Annotated in this window: 19 protein-coding genes; 14 read left to right on the forward strand and 5 right to left on the reverse strand. The window is 70.5% G+C overall.

Annotation, left to right across the window (positions count from 1 at the left end):
• Positions 1 to 101 precede the first annotated feature (101 nt).
• Together IEZ17_RS20685 and IEZ17_RS20690 are read left to right on the forward strand one after the other, a co-directional pair.
• Positions 102 to 650 carry a DinB family protein gene (locus tag IEZ17_RS20685; protein WP_189302243.1) on the forward strand — a complete coding sequence of 183 codons (549 nt, stop codon included), beginning with the start codon at positions 102 to 104 and terminating at the stop codon, positions 648 to 650.
• Between the two features lie 72 nt (positions 651 to 722).
• On the forward strand, positions 723 to 1,394 hold the full coding sequence (locus IEZ17_RS20690) for a PadR family transcriptional regulator (protein WP_189302245.1): 672 nt from the start codon (positions 723 to 725) through the stop codon (positions 1,392 to 1,394).
• Here the strand turns inward: IEZ17_RS20690 and gad are convergent.
• From gad to leuE, 3 genes are all read right to left on the reverse strand, one after another.
• The gene (gene gad, locus IEZ17_RS20695; RefSeq protein WP_189302247.1) at positions 1,391 to 2,806 is read right to left on the reverse strand and encodes a glutamate decarboxylase; all 1,416 of its coding nucleotides are present in this window, start codon (positions 2,804 to 2,806) and stop codon (positions 1,391 to 1,393) included. The two genes, IEZ17_RS20690 and gad, sit on opposite strands and share 4 nt — an antisense overlap.
• A gap of 16 nt (positions 2,807 to 2,822) precedes the next feature.
• Positions 2,823 to 3,446 (reverse strand): NAD(P)H:quinone oxidoreductase, encoded by a 624-nt coding sequence (wrbA, locus tag IEZ17_RS20700; protein WP_189302249.1) that lies wholly within the window; start codon positions 3,444 to 3,446, stop codon positions 2,823 to 2,825.
• A gap of 157 nt (positions 3,447 to 3,603) precedes the next feature.
• Positions 3,604 to 4,305: a leucine efflux protein LeuE gene (leuE, locus tag IEZ17_RS20705; RefSeq protein ID WP_189302251.1), complete on the reverse strand. Its 702-nt coding sequence runs from the start codon at positions 4,303 to 4,305 to the stop codon at positions 3,604 to 3,606.
• A 165-nt stretch (positions 4,306 to 4,470) separates the two neighbouring features.
• Here leuE and IEZ17_RS20710 point away from each other — a divergent pair, with 165 nt between their 5' ends.
• Entirely contained in the window at positions 4,471 to 5,229 is a 759-nt protein-coding gene (locus IEZ17_RS20710) for a MerR family transcriptional regulator (protein ID WP_189302355.1), read from the forward strand.
• 132 nt (positions 5,230 to 5,361) lie between these two features.
• On the opposite strand, the gene IEZ17_RS20715 is transcribed toward IEZ17_RS20710, so the two are convergent.
• Positions 5,362 to 5,727, reverse strand: coding sequence for a YbjQ family protein (locus IEZ17_RS20715; protein ID WP_189302253.1), 366 nt, complete (start codon positions 5,725 to 5,727; stop codon positions 5,362 to 5,364).
• Between the two features lie 301 nt (positions 5,728 to 6,028).
• On the opposite strand from IEZ17_RS20715, the gene IEZ17_RS20720 reads away from it, so the two are divergent.
• From IEZ17_RS20720 to IEZ17_RS20765, 10 genes are all read left to right on the forward strand, one after another.
• Complete coding sequence (locus IEZ17_RS20720; RefSeq protein WP_189302255.1) at positions 6,029 to 6,748, forward strand: DedA family protein; 720 nt, start codon at positions 6,029 to 6,031, stop codon at positions 6,746 to 6,748.
• A 153-nt stretch (positions 6,749 to 6,901) separates the two neighbouring features.
• A complete protein-coding gene (locus IEZ17_RS20725) occupies positions 6,902 to 8,671 on the forward strand; it encodes a threonine/serine exporter family protein (protein WP_189302256.1) in 1,770 nt (589 codons plus the stop codon).
• Positions 8,672 to 9,217: 546 nt separating this feature from the next.
• Complete coding sequence (locus IEZ17_RS20730; protein WP_189302258.1) at positions 9,218 to 11,152, forward strand: ABC transporter ATP-binding protein; 1,935 nt, start codon at positions 9,218 to 9,220, stop codon at positions 11,150 to 11,152.
• Positions 11,149 to 12,615: a phytoene desaturase family protein gene (locus IEZ17_RS20735; protein WP_189302261.1), complete on the forward strand. Its 1,467-nt coding sequence runs from the start codon at positions 11,149 to 11,151 to the stop codon at positions 12,613 to 12,615. The genes IEZ17_RS20730 and IEZ17_RS20735 overlap by 4 nt, the downstream gene beginning before the upstream one ends.
• Positions 12,616 to 13,273: 658 nt before the next feature.
• Positions 13,274 to 13,519 (forward strand): hypothetical protein, encoded by a 246-nt coding sequence (locus tag IEZ17_RS20740; RefSeq protein ID WP_189302263.1) that lies wholly within the window; start codon positions 13,274 to 13,276, stop codon positions 13,517 to 13,519.
• A 209-nt stretch (positions 13,520 to 13,728) separates the two neighbouring features.
• The gene (locus IEZ17_RS20745; protein WP_189302265.1) at positions 13,729 to 14,076 is read left to right on the forward strand and encodes a helix-turn-helix domain-containing protein; all 348 of its coding nucleotides are present in this window, start codon (positions 13,729 to 13,731) and stop codon (positions 14,074 to 14,076) included.
• Positions 14,077 to 14,148: 72 nt separating this feature from the next.
• Entirely contained in the window at positions 14,149 to 15,168 is a 1,020-nt protein-coding gene (locus IEZ17_RS20750; protein ID WP_189302267.1) for an alpha/beta fold hydrolase, read from the forward strand.
• 2 nt (positions 15,169 to 15,170) lie between these two features.
• Entirely contained in the window at positions 15,171 to 15,755 is a 585-nt protein-coding gene (locus tag IEZ17_RS20755; protein ID WP_229852447.1) for a hypothetical protein, read from the forward strand.
• Between the two features lie 124 nt (positions 15,756 to 15,879).
• Complete coding sequence (locus tag IEZ17_RS20760) at positions 15,880 to 16,065, forward strand: linaridin family RiPP (RefSeq protein WP_189302271.1); 186 nt, start codon at positions 15,880 to 15,882, stop codon at positions 16,063 to 16,065.
• Between the two features lie 146 nt (positions 16,066 to 16,211).
• Positions 16,212 to 17,066: an HTTM domain-containing protein gene (locus tag IEZ17_RS20765; protein ID WP_189302273.1), complete on the forward strand. Its 855-nt coding sequence runs from the start codon at positions 16,212 to 16,214 to the stop codon at positions 17,064 to 17,066.
• A 202-nt stretch (positions 17,067 to 17,268) separates the two neighbouring features.
• On the opposite strand, the gene IEZ17_RS20770 is transcribed toward IEZ17_RS20765, so the two are convergent.
• The gene (locus IEZ17_RS20770) at positions 17,269 to 17,763 is read right to left on the reverse strand and encodes an inorganic diphosphatase (protein ID WP_019888410.1); all 495 of its coding nucleotides are present in this window, start codon (positions 17,761 to 17,763) and stop codon (positions 17,269 to 17,271) included.
• A gap of 86 nt (positions 17,764 to 17,849) precedes the next feature.
• On the opposite strand from IEZ17_RS20770, the gene dacB reads away from it, so the two are divergent.
• Entirely contained in the window at positions 17,850 to 19,463 is a 1,614-nt protein-coding gene (dacB, locus tag IEZ17_RS20775) for a D-alanyl-D-alanine carboxypeptidase/D-alanyl-D-alanine endopeptidase (protein ID WP_189302275.1), read from the forward strand.
• The last annotated feature ends 48 nt before the right edge of the window (positions 19,464 to 19,511 follow it).

Genomic DNA, 19,511 nt, shown 5'->3' on the forward strand with positions numbered 1-19,511 from the left:
CTTGAGGACGCAAGCTGACCGCAAGGGCTCGTAGTGTGCGGGGTGCCGGAAGGCGGCCGGATACCCCGGTCGCCGGTTACCTGTCACGAAAGGCGGCTGCCATGCCCACTCACGTCCCTGCCGAGGACCACGGTGACGAGCGCGGTGCCCTGCTGGCGTTCCTGGAGGCGCAGCGCGGCGGACTGCGCCGGGCGGTCCTCGGGCTGACCGACGAGCAGGCGTGGCAGGCGCCGAGCGCCAGCGAGCTGTCGCCGGCCGGGCTGGTCAAGCATGCCGCGGAGGTCGAGCTCCGCTGGCTGGAGACCGCGCAGCAGCGGGAGCACTCCATTCCGCGGGACCGGGACAACTGGCATCTGTCCTTCCAGCTGGAGGACGGCCAGACGGTGGCCGGGCTGCTGGCGTTCTGGGACGAGGTCGCGGAGAAGACCGAGAAGTTCCTCCGCTCCGTGCCGAGCCTGGACGACACCTTCCCGCTGCCGAAGGCGCCCTGGTTCCCGGACGGGGGCCGGCACTCGATGCGCTGGCTGATGCTGCACCTGATCGAGGAGACCGCGCGGCACGCGGGCCATGCCGACATCATCCGGGAGTCCCTGGACGGCAGGACCGCCTTCGCGCTGGTGGCCGAGGAGCGGGCGGCCCGGGAGGGGTGACCGCCGGTCCCGGTGCGCGGCGTCCTAGGCTGACGGCAGGGACGTGCGGACGCGCGAGGGATTGAGGAGACGATGTCGGCGATCCGGCTGCTGGTGCTGGGGGCCGTGCGGCAGCACGGCAGGGCGCACGGCTATCAGGTGCGCAACGACCTGGAGTACTGGGGCGCCCACGAGTGGTCCAGCGCCAAGCCGGGGTCGATCTACCACGCGCTGAAGCAGATGGCGAAGCAGGGACTGCTGCACGCCCATGACATCGCGCCCAGCACCGCCGGCGGCCCGCCGCGTACGGAGTACGAGCTGACCGCGGCGGGTGAGGCGGAGTACTTCACGCTGCTGCGGGCGGCGCTGGCGCAGCGGGATCCGAAGACCGATGTGCTGAGCGCCGGCCTCGGCTTCGTGGTGGACCTGCCGCGGGACGAGGCGGTGGCGCTGCTCAAGGAGCGGGTGCGGGCGCTGGACGAGTGGCGGTCCACGGTGACCTCGTACTACACGCCCGAGGGCGGGACCGGGCAGCTCGGCCATATCGGCGAGATCATGAACATGTGGGTGCACTCGGCGGACAGCGGTGCGGAGTGGACGCGGGGGCTGATCGCGCGGATCGAGGGCGGCGCCTATGTCTTCGCGGGCGAGGGGGAGCCGTTCAAGGGGGTGCTCGCGGAGGGGGAGGAGAACCCGTACGCGACGGGTGGCGCCGACGACGGGCGTGCGGGCCTGTCCGATGGGTCGGGGCCGGACAGGCCCTAGTGGTGGAACGCGGTGGCGACGTTCTCCGGGCGGTCCAACGGGCAGGGCTGCTGCCGGAGTTCGGGCAGCAGGCTCTCCAGGTCCGTGAGGAAGAGGTCGGCGAGGTCCTCGGAGAAGCCGTTGCGGCAGACGATCCGGAGGACGGAGAGGTCCTCGCGGTGGGGCGGGAAGGTGTAGGCGGGGAGCAGCCAGCCGCGCTCCTTCATCCGGCGGGACACGTCGAAGACGTCGAAGGCGGTGACGCCGTCCGCGGTCGTGAAGGCGAAGACCGGCAGCTGGTCGCCGTGGGTGAGCAGCCGGAAGTCGCCCAGCGCGCCGATCTGTTCGGCCAGCGAGCGGGCCACGTCGCGGGTGGCCTGCTGTACGGCGCGGTAGCCCTCCCTGCCCAGCCGCAGGAAGGTGTAGTACTGGGCGGCGACCTGGGCGCCCGGCCGTGAGAAGTTGAGGGCGAAGGTCGGCATGTCGCCGCCGAGGTAGTTGACGCGGAAGACCAGCTCCTCGGGGAGCGCGTCCTGGTCGCGCCACAGCGCCCAGCCGACACCCGGGTAGACCAGGCCGTACTTGTGGCCGGAGGTGTTGATGGAGGCGACCCGGGGGAGCCGGAAGTCCCAGACCAGGTCGGGGTCGAGGAACGGGGCGATCATGGCGCCGGACGCGCCGTCCACGTGGACCGGGACGTCCAGGCCGGTGCGTTCCTGGAGGGCGTCGAGCGCCGCGCAGATCTCCGCCACCGGCTCGTACGACCCGTCGAAGGTCGAGCCGAGGACGGCCACCACGCCGATGGTGTTCTCGTCGCAGAGCGCGGCGGCACAGGCCGCGTCGAGGTGGAAGCGGTCGCCCTCCATGGGGACCTGGCGGGTCTCGACCTCCCAGAAGGTGCAGAACTTCTCCCAGCAGACCTGGACGTTGGCGCCCATGACGAGGTTGGGGCGGGCGGTGGCGGGATAACGGTCCGCGTTGCGCCGGGACCAGCGCCGTTTGAGGGCCATCCCGGCGAGCATGCAGGCTTCGCTGGAACCGGTCGTCGAGCAGCCGATGGTGGCGGACGGGTCGGGCGCGTGCCAGAGGTCGGCGAGCATGGCCACGCAGCGCCGCTCCAGTTCGGCGGTGCGCGGGTACTCGTCCTTGTCGATCATGTTCTTGTCCTGGCACTCCGACATCAGGACGCCGGCCTGCGGTTCCATCCACGTGGTGACGAACGTGGCCAGATTCAGCCGGGAGTTGCCGTCCAGCATCAGCTCGTCGTGCACGAACTGGTAGGCGGTGTGCGGGGAGACCGGGCCCTCGGGCAGGGTGTCGCGCGGCGGAGAGGTTTCCATGCCGGCGACCGGGTCGGCCTCGCCGTAGAAGGGGTTGACCGGGCGCGGCTGGCGCGAGCGGTCGCGGTCGGAGGCGCCTTTGTGGAGAGTCATCTGATGGGGATACCCGTCAACTCGCAGAGGAAAGACCGGCTTTGATGGCTTTGGTGAACTTCACGACACGTTCCGCCTGGATGCGGGCGGCGGTACGGGCGTCCGCGTCGACCGGGGTGTCCGGGCCGCCGACGTGCGAGGTGCCGTAGGGGTTGCCGTCGGTGAACTTCGCCGGGTCCGTATAGCCGGGGGCGATGAGGATGCCGCCGAAGTGGTGGACGGAGTGGTAGAGGGCGAGGAGGGTGGACTCCTGGCCGCCGTGCGGGGTGGCGGAGGCGGTGAAGCCGCTGTAGACCTTGTCGGCCAGCCTGCCCTGCCGCCAGAGGCCGCCCAGGGTGTCGAGGAACTGCTTGAGCTGGGACGTGACGTTGCCGAAGCGGGTGGGGGTGCCGAGGATCACCGCGTCCGCCCAGAGCATGTCCTCGTGGGTCGCCTCCAGGATGTCGGCGGTGGCGGTGACGTTCGCGGCCCAGGCCGGGTTGGCGTCGATGGCGGCCTGCGGGGCGAGTTCGGTGGTCCGGCGCAGGCGCACGTCGGCGCCGGCGTGCTCGGCGGCGTCCGCGATCAGGCGGGCCAGCTCGGCGACGGTGCCGGTCGCGGAGTAGTAGATGACCGCGACGTTCACGTCGTGCGTGGGCATGGGCGCACCTCCTGGAACCCGACAATAGGGGCATAAGGGGTACGCGGCCTCCAGGGTTCGCCCAGTGGAAGCGCCGGGGACCGTGCGACCGGGCCGCGGAGGCGCGGCCCGGTGCGGTGGGGACGTGGCCCGGTGTGCCGGCTCGGCTCCCGGTCGCTCAGCTCGCGCTGGCCAGCGACAGCTTCGCCGCGAAACCGAGGAAGGCGGCGCCGGCGCCCGCGGACAGCCCGGCCGTCAGCCGCTTGCGGCGCCGGAAGGTCGCCGCCAGGAACGTCCCGCTGAAGATCAGGACCGAGAGGTAGGTGAAGCTGAACAGCTGCGCCCACGCGCCGAGGGCCAGGAACGACAGCACCGGGTGCGCATAGGACGGGTCCACGAACTGCACGAAGAAGGAGATGAAGAACAAGATCGCCTTCGGGTTGAGCAGGCTGACCACCAGCGCCCGGCGGAACGGCCGTTCGGCGGCCTCCTTGGGGCCCGGGGCCGCCGCCGTGGCGCCGGCGTCCTCGGCGTCCCGTACGGCCGCGCCGTCCCGTACGGCCTTGCCGGCCCGGCCGCCGCGCCACAGGGACCAGGCGCCGCGCAGCATCCCGACGGCCAGCCACGTGAGGTAGCCCGCACCGGCGAACTTCACGATGCCGAAGAGCAGCGGGCTGGCCTTCAGCAGCGAGGCCACCCCGCCCGCGGACAGCGTCATCAGCACCGTGTCGCCGCACAGCACGCCCGCCGCGGCGCGGTACGCCACCCGCCGGCCGCGCCGGGCGGCCACCGAGACGACATAGAGCGAATTGGGGCCCGGCAGCAGAATGATCAGTGCCAGGCCCGCCAGATACGTGGACAGATCCGTTATTCCGAGCATGGCCGGAAGGATGCCACCGGGCGTCCGGTGCCCCACCGGCCGTTCACCATCCGGACCGCCGCAGCCGGCCGCCCGTATCCGTATCCGCACGGCTGCGGGCTTGCACCTCACGCGGCGTGAGGACCCATCGTGAAGCGCGTACCGATGACCGACGAGGGAGCGGAAGTGAGCTATTCGGTAGGGCAGGTCGCCGGTTTCGCCGGGATCACGGTGCGCACCCTGCACCACTACGACGAGATCGGGCTGCTGGCGCCCGGCGAGCGCAGCCACGCAGGTCACCGCCGCTACGGCGACCACGACCTGGACCGGCTCCAGCAGATCCTGTTCTACCGCGAACTCGGCTTTCCGCTCGACGAGGTGGCGGTCCTCCTGGACGATCCGGACGCGCACCCGCAGGAGCACCTGCGGCGCCAGCACGACCTGCTGACCGCGCGGATCGGCAAGCTCCAGGACATGGCCGCCGCCGTGGAACACGCGATGGAGGCACGCAGAATGAACGTACGGCTCACCCCGGAGGAGAAGTTCGAGGTCTTCGGGGACTTCGACCCGGACCGGTACGCCGCCGAGGTGGAGGAGCGCTGGGGCGGCACCGACGCCTACAAGGAGTCGCAGCGGCGGACGGTCGCGTACACCAAGGACGACTGGAAGCGGCTGGGGGCGGAGTTCGACGCCATCCACCGCAAGATGGCCGACCTGCTGGAACAGGGTGTCCCGGCGGACTCCGAGGCGGCGATGGACGTCGCGGAGGAGCACCGCCGCTTCATCGGGGGCGCCTACTACGACTGCACCTACGAGATCCACACCGGGCTCGGCGAGATGTACGTCGCGGACGAGCGGTTCACCGCCACGTACGAGGCGATCCGGCCCGGTCTGGCCGTCTACCTGCGGGACGCGATGCTGGCGAACGCGGTCCGGCATCTGTGAGGTGAGGACGGGGGCGCCTCTTGCGCGTGCGGGGGTCTCTTCCTGCGCGGGCGGGGGCGCCTCCCGGCGGATGCGTGGGGGCCGGGGGGCCCGCACGGCCGCGGGCGCTGCGGCCCGCTGCGGCCCGCCTGCTCAGCTCAGGGGGGCCAGGACCACGGCCGTGCCGTAGGCGCACACCTCGGTGCCGACGTCGGCGGCCTCGGTGACGTCGAAGCGGAACATGAGCACCGCGTTCGCACCGCGGGCGCGGGCCTGCTCCACCAGCCGCTCCATGGCCTGGTTGCGGGTCTCGACGAGGGTCTTGGTCAGCCCGCGCAGCTCGCCGCCGATCATCGACTTCAGGCCGGCGCCGATCTGGCTGCCGAGGTGCCGCGAGCGGACGGTCAGGCCGAAGACCTCGCCGATCACCCGGTCCACGTGGAAGCCCGGGACGTCGTTCGTGGTGACCACCAGGACGTCCGCCGCCTGCTGTCCGCCGCCGTACTCCTCGATGCCCATGATCCGCACCTCCTTGCGGCCAGCATCACCCGGCCCGGCGGGGGCGGCCACCGGTCGGGGAGCGGTCGGGTGGCAGGCGCGGAGCCGCGCCTGCCACCCGGCGCGGATCCGCGGCGGCACGGAGCCGGGGGTTCCGGGGGCTGCCCCGGAACCCCCGGCTCCGCAGGCCCCCGGTCCTCCGGCTGGAACCACGGGGCGGCATAGTCCGTTGATAGCTTTGGGCCGCACACTGCGCCTGCACCCCCGCTTTTGCTCGTCGCATCGCGCGACCCGGCGCCCTCGACCCAGGAGCCTTCACCCCGTGAATACCCTCGCGCTCGGCCCCCAGTGGCTGGACCCGGACTATCTCCTCCAGACCTTCGGTCTGGTCGGCCTCCTGTTCATCGTCTTCGCCGAGTCCGGCCTGCTGATCGGCTTCTTCCTGCCGGGTGACTCGCTGCTGTTCACGACCGGGCTGCTGGTGACGGCGAACAAGCTGCACACCCCGCTGTGGGCGGTGTGCCTGCTGGTGGTGCTGGCCGCCGTCCTCGGCGACCAGGCCGGCTACCTCTTCGGGCGCAAGGTCGGCCCGTCCCTCTTCAAGCGGCCCGACTCGCGGCTCTTCAAGCAGGAGAACGTCGAGAAGGCGAATCTCTTCTTCGAGAAGCACGGCCCGAAGTCGCTGATCCTGGCCCGTTTCGTGCCGATCGTGCGGACGTTCACGCCGATCATCGCCGGTGTGAGCCGGATGAACTACCGCTCCTTCATCACCTTCAACCTCATCGGCGGTGCGATGTGGGGCGCCGGGGTGACGCTGCTGGGCGCCGCGCTGGGCAACGTCGCGTTCGTGCACAAGAACATCGAGCTGATGCTCGTGGCGATCGTGCTGATCTCCGTGGTCCCGATCGTCATCGAGTACCTCCGGGCGCGCGGCAAGGCGGCGAAGGAGCCGGCGGGCGCGGCCGGCCGCTCGGCGACGGGCTCGGACCGGCCCCTGGGCGCCCCGGCCGACGGCCGGCGCGGGCGGCACGCCAAGCGCTGACGCCCCGCCGCCAGCACCCGGCCCCGCTCCCGCACTGCCGCATCCCACAACACGCGCTCCCGAAAAACGTGGCACCCGGGCAAGCGCCACGACTCCGTATACGGCATCGTGTCCATGACCGGTCGGCAGGAGGCGTAAGAGGAGCGGAGAGACGTGGTGTCGGACCCACCGCGCGGGCAGCGCGGCAGCAGCGGCAACGGCGCGGGCAAGAGCAGCGGCGGCAGCAGCGCCGACGGGACTTCGGAGCGGGCCGGTCTACCCGAGGAGCGCAAACCGCAGTCGGACGAGGCGCACAGCGCCTTCACACCGCCACTGGGTGTGCCGCTGCCGCCGCTCCCCGAGGAGGAGCACCCCACCTCCGAGTTCGCGCTCCCCGACGGCCTGCGTCCGGAGACGCCGGCCGAGCACGAGGGGTCGGCGTTCGCGCCGCCCGGGAGCACCACCGGGCAGACGCCGCTGCCGGGGACCGTCGCCGGCGGTCTGGCGTTCACCCCGCCGCACGGCATACCCGTCCTCAGCCTCACCAAGGAGGCTCCGTGGCAGGACCGGATGCGCACGATGCTCCGGATGCCGATCCACGAGCGGCCGGTGCCCGAGCGCGTGGAGCGCGCCGAGGACGAGACCGGCGGCCCCGCCGTCCCCCGCGTGCTCGACCTGACGCTGCGCATCGGCGAGATCCTGCTGGCCGGCGGCGAGGGCGCCGAGGACGTCGAGGCGGCGATGTTCGGCGTGGCGCACGCGTACGGGCTGGAGCGGGTCGAGCCGACCGTCACGTTCACGCTGCTGTCGATCTCGTACCAGCCTTCGCTGGTCGACGACCCGGTCACCGCGAGCCGGACGGTGCGGCGGCGCGGTGTCGACTACAACCGGCTGTCCGCGGTCTTCCGGCTGGTCGACGACATCACCTCCGAGGGCATCACCCTTGAGGAGGCGTACCGCGGTCTGGCCGAGATCCGGCGGAACCGCCACCCGTACCCGAGCTGGGCGCTGACGCTCGCCTCCGGGCTGCTCTCCGGCGCGGCGAGCATGCTGGTCGGTGGCGGGGCGCTGGTGTTCGCGGCGGCGGCGGTGGGCTCGATGCTCGGCGACCGGCTGGCGTGGCTGGCGTCCGGGCGCGGGCTGCCGGAGTTCTACCAGTTCGTGTGCGCGGCGATGCCACCGGCCGCGATAGGGCTCGCGTTCGGCCTGGCGCACTCCAACGTGCAGGCGTCCGCGGTGATCACCGGTGGGCTGTTCGCGCTGATCCCGGGGCGGGCGCTGGTCGCCGGTGTGCAGGACGGGCTGACGGGTTACTACATCACCGCCGCCGCGCGTCTGCTGGAGGTCGGCTACCTGATCGTCGGCATCGTCGTCGGCGTGCTGTCGGTGCTCTATATCGGGCTCCAGATCGATCCCGGCCTCAAGCGGCTCAACCCGGAACAGGCGTTGCAGCTCTACAACGCGCCGCTGGTGCAGACCGGCGCGTCCATGCTGCTGGCGCTGGCGTTCTGCGTGCTGCTCCAACAGGAGCGGCACACGGTCGCGTTCGCGACCCTGAACGGCGGGGTCGCCTGGGTCGTGTACGGGGCGCTGAACGTCACCGCCGGCTTCAACGCCGTACCGTCCACGGCCATCGCCGCCGGACTCGTCGGCCTCTTCGGCCAGTTGCTCTCCCGGTACCGCTACGCCTCGGCGCTGCCGTACGTCACCGCGGCGATCGGCCCGCTGCTGCCCGGTAGCGCGACGTACTTCGGGCTGCTCAACTTCGCCCAGGGCAATCTGCTGGAGGGCATCTCGTCGCTGATCCGGGCCGCCTCGCTGGCGCTCGCGATCGCTGTCGGGGTCAACCTGGGAAGCGAGGTCGCCCGGCTGTTCCTGCGGGCGCCGGGCATCACGGAGGCGGGCGCGGGCCGCCGGGCGGCCAAGCGGACCCGCGGCTTCTAGGGCCTGTCCGACGGGCCGGGGCCGGAAGGCCGGGGCCGGAAGGCCGGGGCCGTGGGCAGAATTCCCCTCTCCGGTTCCCGGTAAAACCCCGGGTGATATCGGCTGTGGTTTTACATGCGAGCAGTCGGGAATTCGGCGGGCCGCCGGCGATTTCCGTCCGGATTTTCGCTGTCGCATCGGAACGGTCTTGTCAGCCGATGTGGCGGACGCTACGTTCATGGCGTTCGGCGCCGAGCGGCGCCAGGGCCGGACCCCTGCGCTCCTCCTGGCAGCCGGCCGGGAGGAGCGCAGGGGCCCGCCGCGGCCCGGCTCCTCGAAAGGCCTCCTGAACATGCGCCAAGTAAAGAAGAGATGAGTTAACTTACGCGGCCGTATATTCCCGCCACGGAATCGCGGGGCTGTGTGCCGGTGGCTCAACTTACCCATAACTTTACGCCGGGCGCGCCATGTTAGCTTCGAACATCTTGACGACGAGTCCCTATAAGACAGGGCTGTTCTCTTGGTCGCGCACGCGCCGTGACCGTCGTCAAAACGGGGGGAGCACTCATGGCGAGTCATGCCGACAAATCGAGCCTGAGTAGCAAGACCGGACGCGGCGCCGGATCGGTCTCGCGGGTCGTCAGACAACACACCACGCTGCTCGCCACGGGCGTGCTGCTGGGTCTGCTGGGCGTGGGCGCCTCGCTCACCCAGCCGTGGTCCATCGGAAAACTGATCGAGGCGGCGGGCAAGGGCGAATCGCTGGCCTTCCCGATCGTCCGGCTCGTCGCTCTCTTCTGCGTGGGCGCGGTCTTCTCCTCGCTCCAGGCATACGTCATCGGGCGAGCCGGCGAGAACATCGTCCACGACGTCCGCCACCTGCTGACCGGGCGGCTGCTCCGCGCCGACCTCACCGAGTTCGGGAAGCGGCCCCAGGGCGACATCCTCACCCGCACGGTCACCGACACCTCGCTGGTGAAGATCGCCCTCTCGCAGAGCCTCGCCCAGCTGATCGTCAGCGGCGCCACCGTGATCGGCGGCGTCGTGCTGATGTTCCTCATCGACGTGCGGCTGATGCTCATCACCATCGCCTGCCTCGGAGCCGCCAGCCTCATCTCCCTCTCCATCGCACGCAAGTTGCGCAGGGTGGCGCTGCAAAACCGGGACGACACCGGTGAGTTCGGCGTCGCTGTACAGCGCGTGCTCGCCGCGCTGCCCACGGTCAAGGCGTCCCGCGCCGAGCCGCGGGAGGCCGCCCGCATCGGCAAGCTGGCCGAGCGGGCGCGGCGTTCGGGCATCCGGGTCAACGCCTACAACGCCCTGTTCACGCCGTCCATGAACGTCGGTACGCAGGGCGCGCTGGCCGTCGTCGTCGGTGCCGGCATGGCCTGGGTGGCCCGCGGCGAGATGAAGATGGCCGACCTGACCACGTTCATCATGTACCTGTTCCAGCTGGTGTCGCCGCTGGTGATGTTCTTCATGGGGATAGGCCAGTTCATCCAGGGCCGGGCCGCCATCCAGCGCGTCGACGAGCTCGCCCGAATGCCCCAGGAAGGCAACGGGAACGAGGACGCACAGGGGCCCGTGCCCATCGCGCCGCTCGCCCTGCACCTGCCGGCGGTCGAGTTCCACGACGTGCGGTTCGGGTACCGACGGGGCGAGGAGGGGGACCGGACGCAGGTCCTCCACGGCGTCTCGCTCACCGTGCCGGCGCGTGGGCTGACGGCGGTGGTCGGGCCCTCGGGCGCGGGCAAGACCAGCATGTTCCAGCTCATCGAGCGCTTCTACGCGGTGGACGGCGGCGTCATCCTGCTCGGCGGGCAGAACATCGAGACGCTGCCGCTCGACACCGTCCGCGGGCTGGTCGGCTACGTCCAGCAGGACAGCGCGACCATGCGCGGCACGGTCCGGGAGAACCTGACCTACGCCCATCCGCACGCGAGCGAGGACGACATCTGGGAGGCGGTGGAGATGGCCGGCCTCACCTCGGTGGTCGCCACTCTCCCGAAGGGGCTCGACACCGAACTCGGCGACCAGGGAAGCGGGTTGTCCGGCGGGCAGCGCCAGCGCCTGTGCATCGCCCGTACCCTGCTCCAGAAGCCCGCGGTCATGCTGCTGGACGAGGCCACCTCCAACCTGGACTCCGACTCGGAGCGGGATTTCCGCGACGTGCTGCGCCGGGTCTCCCAGCAGTGCGCGGTCATCGCCATCGCCCACCGCATCTCCACGGTGGTCGACGCCGAGAAGATCGTGGTGCTGGAGGGCGGCCGGGTCCGCGCCACCGGAGTGCACCAGGACCTGATGGAGCACGACGAGCTGTACCGGCGGCTGGCGGGCTCCCAACTGCACGCCGGGACGGCTCCCGTCGCCGCGGCGACCTACTGGGTCCGCGGCGAACCGGGGGCGGGTCCGCTCTCGTCCGCGCTCGGCTGGCCCCAGTGGGGCAGCCTCAACGAGCAGACGGTGCGGCTTCGGCCCATCAGGATCGAGGAGCAGTGGTGAGCAGCACCGACGTGGCCATCGTCGGCACCGGACCCAACGGCCTGGCGGCCGGCGTGGTCCTGGCCCGGGCCGGCCTGAGAGTCGAGCTCCACGAAGCGGCCGAGACCATCGGCGGAGGGCTGCGCAGCGCGCCGCTCTTCGACAGCGGCGTCGTGCACGACATCTGCTCCGCCGTCCACCCCATGGCCGCCGCCTCCCCATTCTTCCGCGCGTTCGACCTCGCGGCCCGCGGGGTCGAGCTGCTGCATCCCGAGATCAGCTACGCCCATCCGCTGGACGGGGGCCGGGCCGCCCTGGCCTACCGCTCGCTGGCGGACACCTGCGCGCACCTGGGCCCCGACGGCCCGCGCTGGCAGCGGCTGATGGGCCCGCTGCTGGAGCACAGCGAAGCCGTCGTCGACCTGATCCTCGGCGGGCAGCGCAGTCTGCCGCGCGACCCCGCCGCCGCCCTGCTGCTGGCCGGCCGGGTGGCCGTCCACGGCACCGGGCTCGGCGCGGCACGCTTCCAGGGCGAGGAGGCGGCGGCCCTGCTCACCGGCGTCGCCGCGCACGCGGTCGGCAGGCTGCCGAGTTTCGCGGCCGGCGCGGTGGCCATGCTGCTCGGCCACCTGGCGCACGGGACGGGATGGCCGCTGCCGCGCGGCGGCAGCGCCCGTATCGCGGAGGCGATGGCCCAGGACATCAGCGCGCACGGCGGCGTCTTCCACACCGGGCACACGGTGGAGGACCTGGCACAACTGAGCGGCGCGCGGGCGGTGTTGCTCGACACCAGCCCCAAGGGCTTCCTGGCCCTCGCGGGCGGCCGGCTGCCCCGTTCCTACGCGCGCGGCCTCTCGCGCTTCCGCTACGGTCCGGGCGCCGCCAAGGTCGACTTCCTGGTCTCCGAGCCGATCCCCTGGGCCGACCCCGCCGTGGGTCGCGCCGGAACGGTGCATCTGGGCGGCACCCATGCCGAGATGGTCCGCCAGGAGACCAGGAACGCACGCCGGGTGCGGACCAGGGAGCCGTTCGTCCTGCTGGTGGACCCCGCGGTGACCGATCCGGGACGTGCGCTGCCCGGGAAGCGGCCCGTGTGGGCGTACGCGCATGTGCCGAACGGCGATCCCACCGACCCCTACGACCTGGTGCGCGCCCGCATCGAGCGCTACGCCCCGGGGTTCGGGGACACGATCCTCGCCCACCGCTCCGTGCCCGCCGCCGCGTACGAGACCTACAACCCCAACTACGTGGGCGGGGACATCGGTTCGGGCGCGATGACGCTGTACCAGAGCATCGCGCGGCCCGTGCCCCGCGTCGACCCCTACCGCACACCGCTGCCCGGAGTCTTCCTGTGCTCCTCGGCCACCCCTCCGGGGCCCAGCGTGCACGGCATGTCCGGCTATCTGGCCGCAATTTCCGCGCTGCGGCACCGTTTCGATATACGTAACGTGCCCGAGCTGTCACCGAAGGCTGCCGCTATTTAAATGCGGACTTTCCCGCTAAAGCGGCTGTGCCATTCTTTGTTGCCGTCGGTCCGAGTCGGTGCCGGAGGCCTGACCTTCTTGGCTGGGCCATCGGTAGTCCTGTCGCCAAAAGTAGGCAAAGGACTGGGCGACACCGGAGGGTCTGGTGTGGGATGGAGTCCAGGTCGAGTAAGGGGAACGCGATACGGAAAGCTGATGTGGCCCGGGAGTGATCGGCGCAAAGGGGCCGCAGTCAGTCAATTCGGACACGCGTCGGCCGGCCGGTGCGTGGCAGCGGCGCCTGGGTGTCTTCGTGGCTCTGTGTACTATTCACTGGTATCCGTGCCGGCGTATATGATGGGCTGACACGGCATAAACGTGAAACCCCCCACATCTCGTCGAGGCGATACCACTGGATCGATAGGACTGCTGGTCTGACCCACCATGCAGGCGGCTGTGGTTCTACTGCGCAGCCGTGTTGGCGTATGACGTCATTTCTGGCAACGGCGTCTTGCCTCGTTCCGGCTCTTCCGCCTCACGACGTTCCCGTCGGGATCGACAGTGGGGACAAAACGAGGGAGCACGTGTGGAAAACGGGGGAGAAGAAAATGGCTGTGGGTGGCAGTTCGAAGGCCGACGCGATCGCCTCTTTCATGGCGGCAGACGTACCACGGAGACCGTGAAGGGTCTGCCGGCCGTCCATCCCGCACCCGAGGCGGTGGCCATTGAATTCGGCCTCGGGGGCACACGTAACCACACCTCGGAATTCCGCTGCGGGCTGATGCCCCGCGCCTCTGCGACCTCGTCGCTCCGGCACATTCGCGAGGAACAACCACCGGGTCGTCCGGCGAGTGGCCGGCTTCTCGTCCCCGGCGGCAGCCTGGTGATCGAGCTGCGCAACAACCAGCCGATCCTGGAACTTTAACCACTGGCAGCATCCGGCTGGGAACCGAATTCACCCGGCTGACCACCCCGGATGACGCCCACGATCATGCCCGCGCGGCCGGGCTGGAGCGCGCAGCCCACGAACTGGGACGGCGCTCACCACAGCCGATCGGTCGCCCTGTTCATCAGTTGCTACGTCAAACCCTGAGTGCGGCATACCCGAACGCGGATCGTAGAAGGGGGTTCCACATGGGACGTCCACCGATTTTGCCCGCAGACAAGAAACTCGGTCTCCTGGTCAGAGTCATGAGTGGCCAACTGACCGCGGCAGAAGCCGCGCGTGAAGCCGGCGTCTCCGAGCAGTCAGTATCAAACTGGCGCCGACAGTTTATTGAGGGGGCTCGCAACGGCCTGTCCGGCGAGAGCGGAAGGGACTCCGAGGAGGCGTCCCGGATAGCTGAGTTGACCCAGGAAAACGCCATGCTGAAGGCCACGATAGGCGAGTTGTACATGGAACTCCGGAAGTATGGCCGGAGTGCTCCAGGCCGTGTTCCGCAGCCTCGCGGGAAGACGCACCCGGTCCGGAGAGTCAACTAACTCATTACTTTACCCCGGCACTCGGTGTTAGTGTTCTGGGTATCAGCCACTTGAAATCACGGGGGAGGAATTGTGGCGTCACTGGAACGCCAATTCGCCGTGGGTATCGCTGGGTTGGCCGGCGCGAGCCTGCTGGCCGGCGCAGCAACGCGATTCACGGGGAAACGTGAACGTGCGCGTCGCTACATGACGCACGAGAGGCCGGACGGCAGCTTCGTAGAGGTTGACGTCAATATTCCTCCGAATGCCCGGCGCATGGTCCTGCTCGACAGCGGGCTGGGCATGGCCCACGAATACTGGGACTGGGTCTGCGAAGCACTTCCCGCAGACATGGGGTACGTACGGTTCAACCGGCCCGGCTACGGGCTCAGCACACCGTCGAAGCAGTACGGCCTGGACCGGCATTTCGAGTTGGTGCAGGAACTGCGCGAAACGTACGTCGGCGATCTTCCGCTGGTGCTGGCCGGGCACTCCCTCGGCGGGTACCTCATTGCCGCCTATGCGTCGCTCCATCCGGACGCGGTGAAGGGCGTCACCGCAGTGGTGATGATCGACGCCACTGAAGTGGTCAGCCTGCGTCACTCCCGCCGTACCGAAGTCGACCGGTGGTCCCGCCGGTCGATGGTGATGGAGCAGGTGTATTCGGGGACGGGCCTTTCGGTCTTCCGCCCCGCCCTGAACGTGAACAAGCAATACCGCCCCGAAATCAACCGGAGCTACACGGCGTTCCTGGCGCAGCCGAGTACGTGGGCCACCGCCGGCCGGGAGTACCGGGACGCGATGACCTATCCGGAACTGACGGAACTGGCCTGCCCGTTGACCGTCATCACGGCGGAGAACAACGTCGGTGACAACGCCATACACCACGGGATCCAGGCCAGGCTGCCCCTCATCTCGGCGAGGTCCCGGCACCACTTCGTCGACGGCTCCGATCACGAGTCCCTTCTCTCCGTGCCGGAGCACGCCGGTGAGGTGGCGGAGTTGATCGCCGGCGAACCGCCCGCCGAGCGGACCGGCTCGAAGCAGTCGCGGCCCGGCAAGAGCCGCCAGGTTGCAGACAGCGCTGCGGAGCGGGAAAAGGAACTGACGTGAGGGTGAGCGTGAACACGGAACGGGTGAAGACGGCCGCTGTCACGGCGACACTCGCCGGCTGGCTGGTGGCGACGGCCGTGGCGCAAATCCCCGAGCAGCGCTTCGACGGTCTCCTGCGCCGCGGGAAGTGGTGGCGGATACCCACCCCCAACTGGCGCTTCTTCGGGCCCAACCCCGGAGTCAAGGACAGTCATCTCCTCTACCGGGACATCACGGACGGCAAGCCCGGTGAGTGGATGGAAGTTCCGGTCACCCGTGACCGGCCGTGGTACGCACTGGCGTGGAACGCGCGCAACCGGTGCCCGAAGGCCCTGTTCGACGCGAGCCAGCACGTCATCGCCCAGTCGATCGCCTTCGGATCGGAAGTGCGCCCCGTAACGATGGGGACCGGGTACAAGCTGCTTGCCGGCTATATCCAGCGCCATCTGCCTCATGCCGAGGGCGCCTCGCACAGCCAGTTCCTGCTGATGTATTCGCACCCCACCAATCCGGAAGACCGGCACATCGAACCCGTCTTCGTCTCCATGGAATTCCCGCTGGAGGAAGACGGCGCCCCCAGTACGGCCGAAATTCCGGTAGCCGCATAGCGAGCCGACCAACCCTCTCGACTGGAAGTCGCGAACTCACTCGATAACCCTTGCCGCGTGAGTCCGCGCCCTCCCGCCGAACGGCTGGAGAACTTGCTGAGAATTCTGAGAGAAAGGAACGCAAATGTCTGTTGTGGCTGAATTCGCTAACACCGAGCTGTCCGACGCGACGCCGGGCCGTATCGGTTCTGACGCGACCCCGACCATGACCACTCCGCTGACCGTCCTCGCGACCCCCGAGGGCGTCGCGGTGACCGCGGCGACCGCCGCGACGGTGAACATGGCCACCCACGAGGTCCTGCGCCACTAAGAGAACCAGTCGGTAGCGATGCTGACCGGCATCGTTAGTCCCGGCTGATGAAGGCGGACGGCGGCACGGTACGTCCGATACACATACCGTGCCGCCGTCCTCTTATACCCACCGTACTCGTATCAATTCATCAGGAGCACTCACTCATGTTTCTCAGCGCTCCGCCCGAGGTCACGGCCCGCCGAGTGGCTTCCGTGGGGACGCTGGTCTCCGCCCTGGAAATGCTGAGCCAGCACCGTAAGCTCGCGGACGGCGACTTGCTGAGTGCCCAGCTGGAGAACACCCACCCCGGGCTCGCCAAGCGCTTTCCCCGGCTGACCCGCGCCCTCAGCTCCAAGAAGGCCGGGGTCGCTCTTTACGGGATCCAGGCGGGAGCCTCTGCCGCCACGCTGATCTGGGGTCACAAGCGCGGAGTGCGCGCGGCGGGCAGCGCCGTTCTGGCGGTGACGGGCGCCGCCTCACGCGTGCGCACCCCCTACGGCGGGGACGGAGCGGACCAGCTCCAGCAGGTGATCAACGTCGTCCTCGCCTCGACCGGCACCTTCAAGGACAGCGAGAAGGCCCGCGACGTGGCCATGCGCGCGCTGGCCCTGGAGACGACCCTCTCCTACGTCGCGTCCGGCGTGGTCAAGCTCGTGTCCCCGGTGTGGCTCAGCGGAGAGGCGTTCAGCGGCGTCATCCGCACGCACAACTACGGGGATCCGAACATCTACAAGCTCGTGCACAAGTACCCGATGCTGGGGAAGCTCATCACCTGGACGACGGTCGCCGCGGAGGTCGGCTTCCCGCTGGTCTTCGTCCTGCCGAAGCCGGCGGCGCGGGCGTACCTCGGCTCGATGACGCTGTTCCACCTGGGAATCGGGCAGTTCATGGGGCTCAACCGCTTCGTGCTGGCCTTCGGCGCCACCCACCCGGCGCTCCTCTATGTCTTCGCGCAGAGCGACAAGCGCCCGGCGGTGGCCGGCAAGGCGGCGGCGGCCCTCGCGCCCGCCGCTGCGTAACACCGCGGCCCGCGCCCCGGGCCGCCGCGGTCGGCAAACCCCGGCCGCGACCCCTGACTTCCGCCCCCCCCGCGGACCCACGACACGAACGACGGGCGGCACCCCGACTGGGTGCCGCCCGTTCGCGTACGAAAATCAGAGCGCGGCGGAGGGCGCGGCGGGGCCGGAGAGCCCCGCACGGCGCCGTGTCCGATCCGTCAGGTCAGTGCGCGCCGCCCTGCGCCTCGAGGCGCTTGTAGGACGCCTCGATCTCGGCCTCGGCCTCGGCGCGGCCGACCCAGTTGGCACCCTCGACGGACTTGCCGGGCTCCAGGTCCTTGTAGACCTCGAAGAAGTGCTGGATCTCCAGGCGGTCGAACTCCGAGACGTGGTGGATGTCGCGGAGGTGCTCCACCCGCGGGTCGGAGGCGGGCACGCACAGCAGCTTGTCGTCGCCGCCGGCCTCGTCCGTCATCCGGAACATGCCGATGGCGCGGCACTTGATGAGGCAGCCGGGGAAGGTCGGCTCGTCCAGGATGACGAGGGCGTCCAGCGGGTCGCCGTCCTCGCCCAGGGTGTTCTCGACAAAACCGTAGTCGGCCGGGTAGCTGGTCGAGGTGAAGAGTCGACGGTCCAGGCGGATCCGACCGGTCTCGTGGTCCACCTCGTACTTGTTCCGCGAACCCTTCGGGATCTCGATGGTGACGTCGAACTCCACGGGTGGCTCCTCCATGATCAACACATACGTCTGGTGATTAAGTGTCCCCCACGCAGGTGTGTGGTGGCGAAAGGGGCTGGTCCGAGGTGCCCGAGACCCGAACATGGCAGGTCAGATGGCAGTCGGCGCAGCGCTCCGCACGGGTGGCGGCGCGCCGGGCACAGCGTTCCGCCCGCACCGCGGGACGGACCGCGCACCGCGCTGCGTTCGCGGCGTCGGACGCCGCCCGGCAGGCGTGGCGGGCCGCACCGCGGCATACGCGGCAGACCTGGCGGCTGACGGCGCTGTCCGCCGCTACCGGACTGGCGGTCGCGGTCGTCGCGGTGGCGGCGGCCGGGCCGTGGGACTCCGGTCAGCGTACGGCCGAGCGGGCCGCGGCGGCGGGCGTACCGGACACAGGTGGCGAGCATCACGATGACGGCCGGGCGCCCCGCCCGGTGCCCAGCGCGCCGCCCGTGCTGGCGGCGCTCAGCGGGCCCGCGCACGGCGCCGCGGGGCCCGGCACGGCACCCGCGCCGACCGGCGCCGGGCTGGCCGACGCGCTCGCGCCGCTACTGGCGGATCCGGCGCTCGGCCCGCTGCGTACGGCGTCCGTCCTGGACATCGCGGCCGGCCGGCAGGTGTTCGGCGCCGAACAGGACGAGGCCGCCACCCCCGCCTCCACGGTGAAGCTCGCCACCGCCGTCGCCGCGCTGTCCAAGCTCGGCGCCGACCACCGCATCGACACATCCGTCGTCATGGGCGGCAAGGACCGGATCGTGCTGGTCGGCGGCGGCGATCCGACCCTCACCGCGCGGGCGCCCGTACCGGGTGCCGGGGAACAGCCCGCCGGCCTGCGCGCCCTCGCCGACGACACCGCCCGCGTCCTCAAACGGCGCGGGATCACCAAGGTCGGCCTCGGCTACGACACCTCCGCCTACACGGGACCCGTCGAGCACCCCATCGGCCCCAACGAGAACCTCGCCCCCGTCACCGCCCTGATGACCGACGAGGCCCGCCTCGACGGCAGCGACCACGGTCCCGCGCCGCGCGCCACCGACCCGGCGGGCGACGCGGCGGGCGTCTTCGCCGGTCTGCTCCGGCAGCGCGGGATCACCGTGGACGGCGACTCCGGCGAGGCCACCGCCCCGCAGCGGCCCGACCGGATCGCCACCGTCCACTCCCTCCCGCTCTCCGCTCTCGTCGAGCGGATGCTGACCAACAGCGACAACGACATCGCCGAGGCGCTGGCCCGCCAGACCGCCCGCGCGTCCGGGCAGCCCGCCAGCTTCGACGGTGCCGCCACGGCCGTACGCGACGCCCTGGCCGCCCAGCACCTCCCGCTGGCCGGCGCCGTCTTCGAGGACGGCAGCGGCCTGGACCGCGGCGACAAGGTCTCCGCGAACCTGCTCTCGCACCTCCTGCTGGCCGCCGCCGCTCCCGACAAGCCCGACCTGCGCCCGGTCGTCACCGGCCTCCCGGTGGCCGCGTTCACCGGCACCCTGAGCGGGCGCTACGTGGGCGACACCGCCGGCGCCGGCGCCGTACGGGCCAAGACCGGCACCCTCACCGGGGTCAACACCCTGGCCGGCACCGTCGTGGACGCGGACGGCCGACTGCTGGCCTTCGCCTTCATGACCACCGGCACCACCGACGCCCAGGCCGCGCAGAAGGCCCTCGACCGCATGGCCTCCACGGTGGCCAACTGCGGCTGCCGGTGACCTGATCGGCCCGCCCCCGCCCACCATTCCTCCCCACCACCCACGGGA

It is taken from the genome of Streptomyces albospinus, assembly GCF_014648695.1.
GTDB lineage: Bacteria > Actinomycetota > Actinomycetes > Streptomycetales > Streptomycetaceae > Streptomyces > Streptomyces albospinus.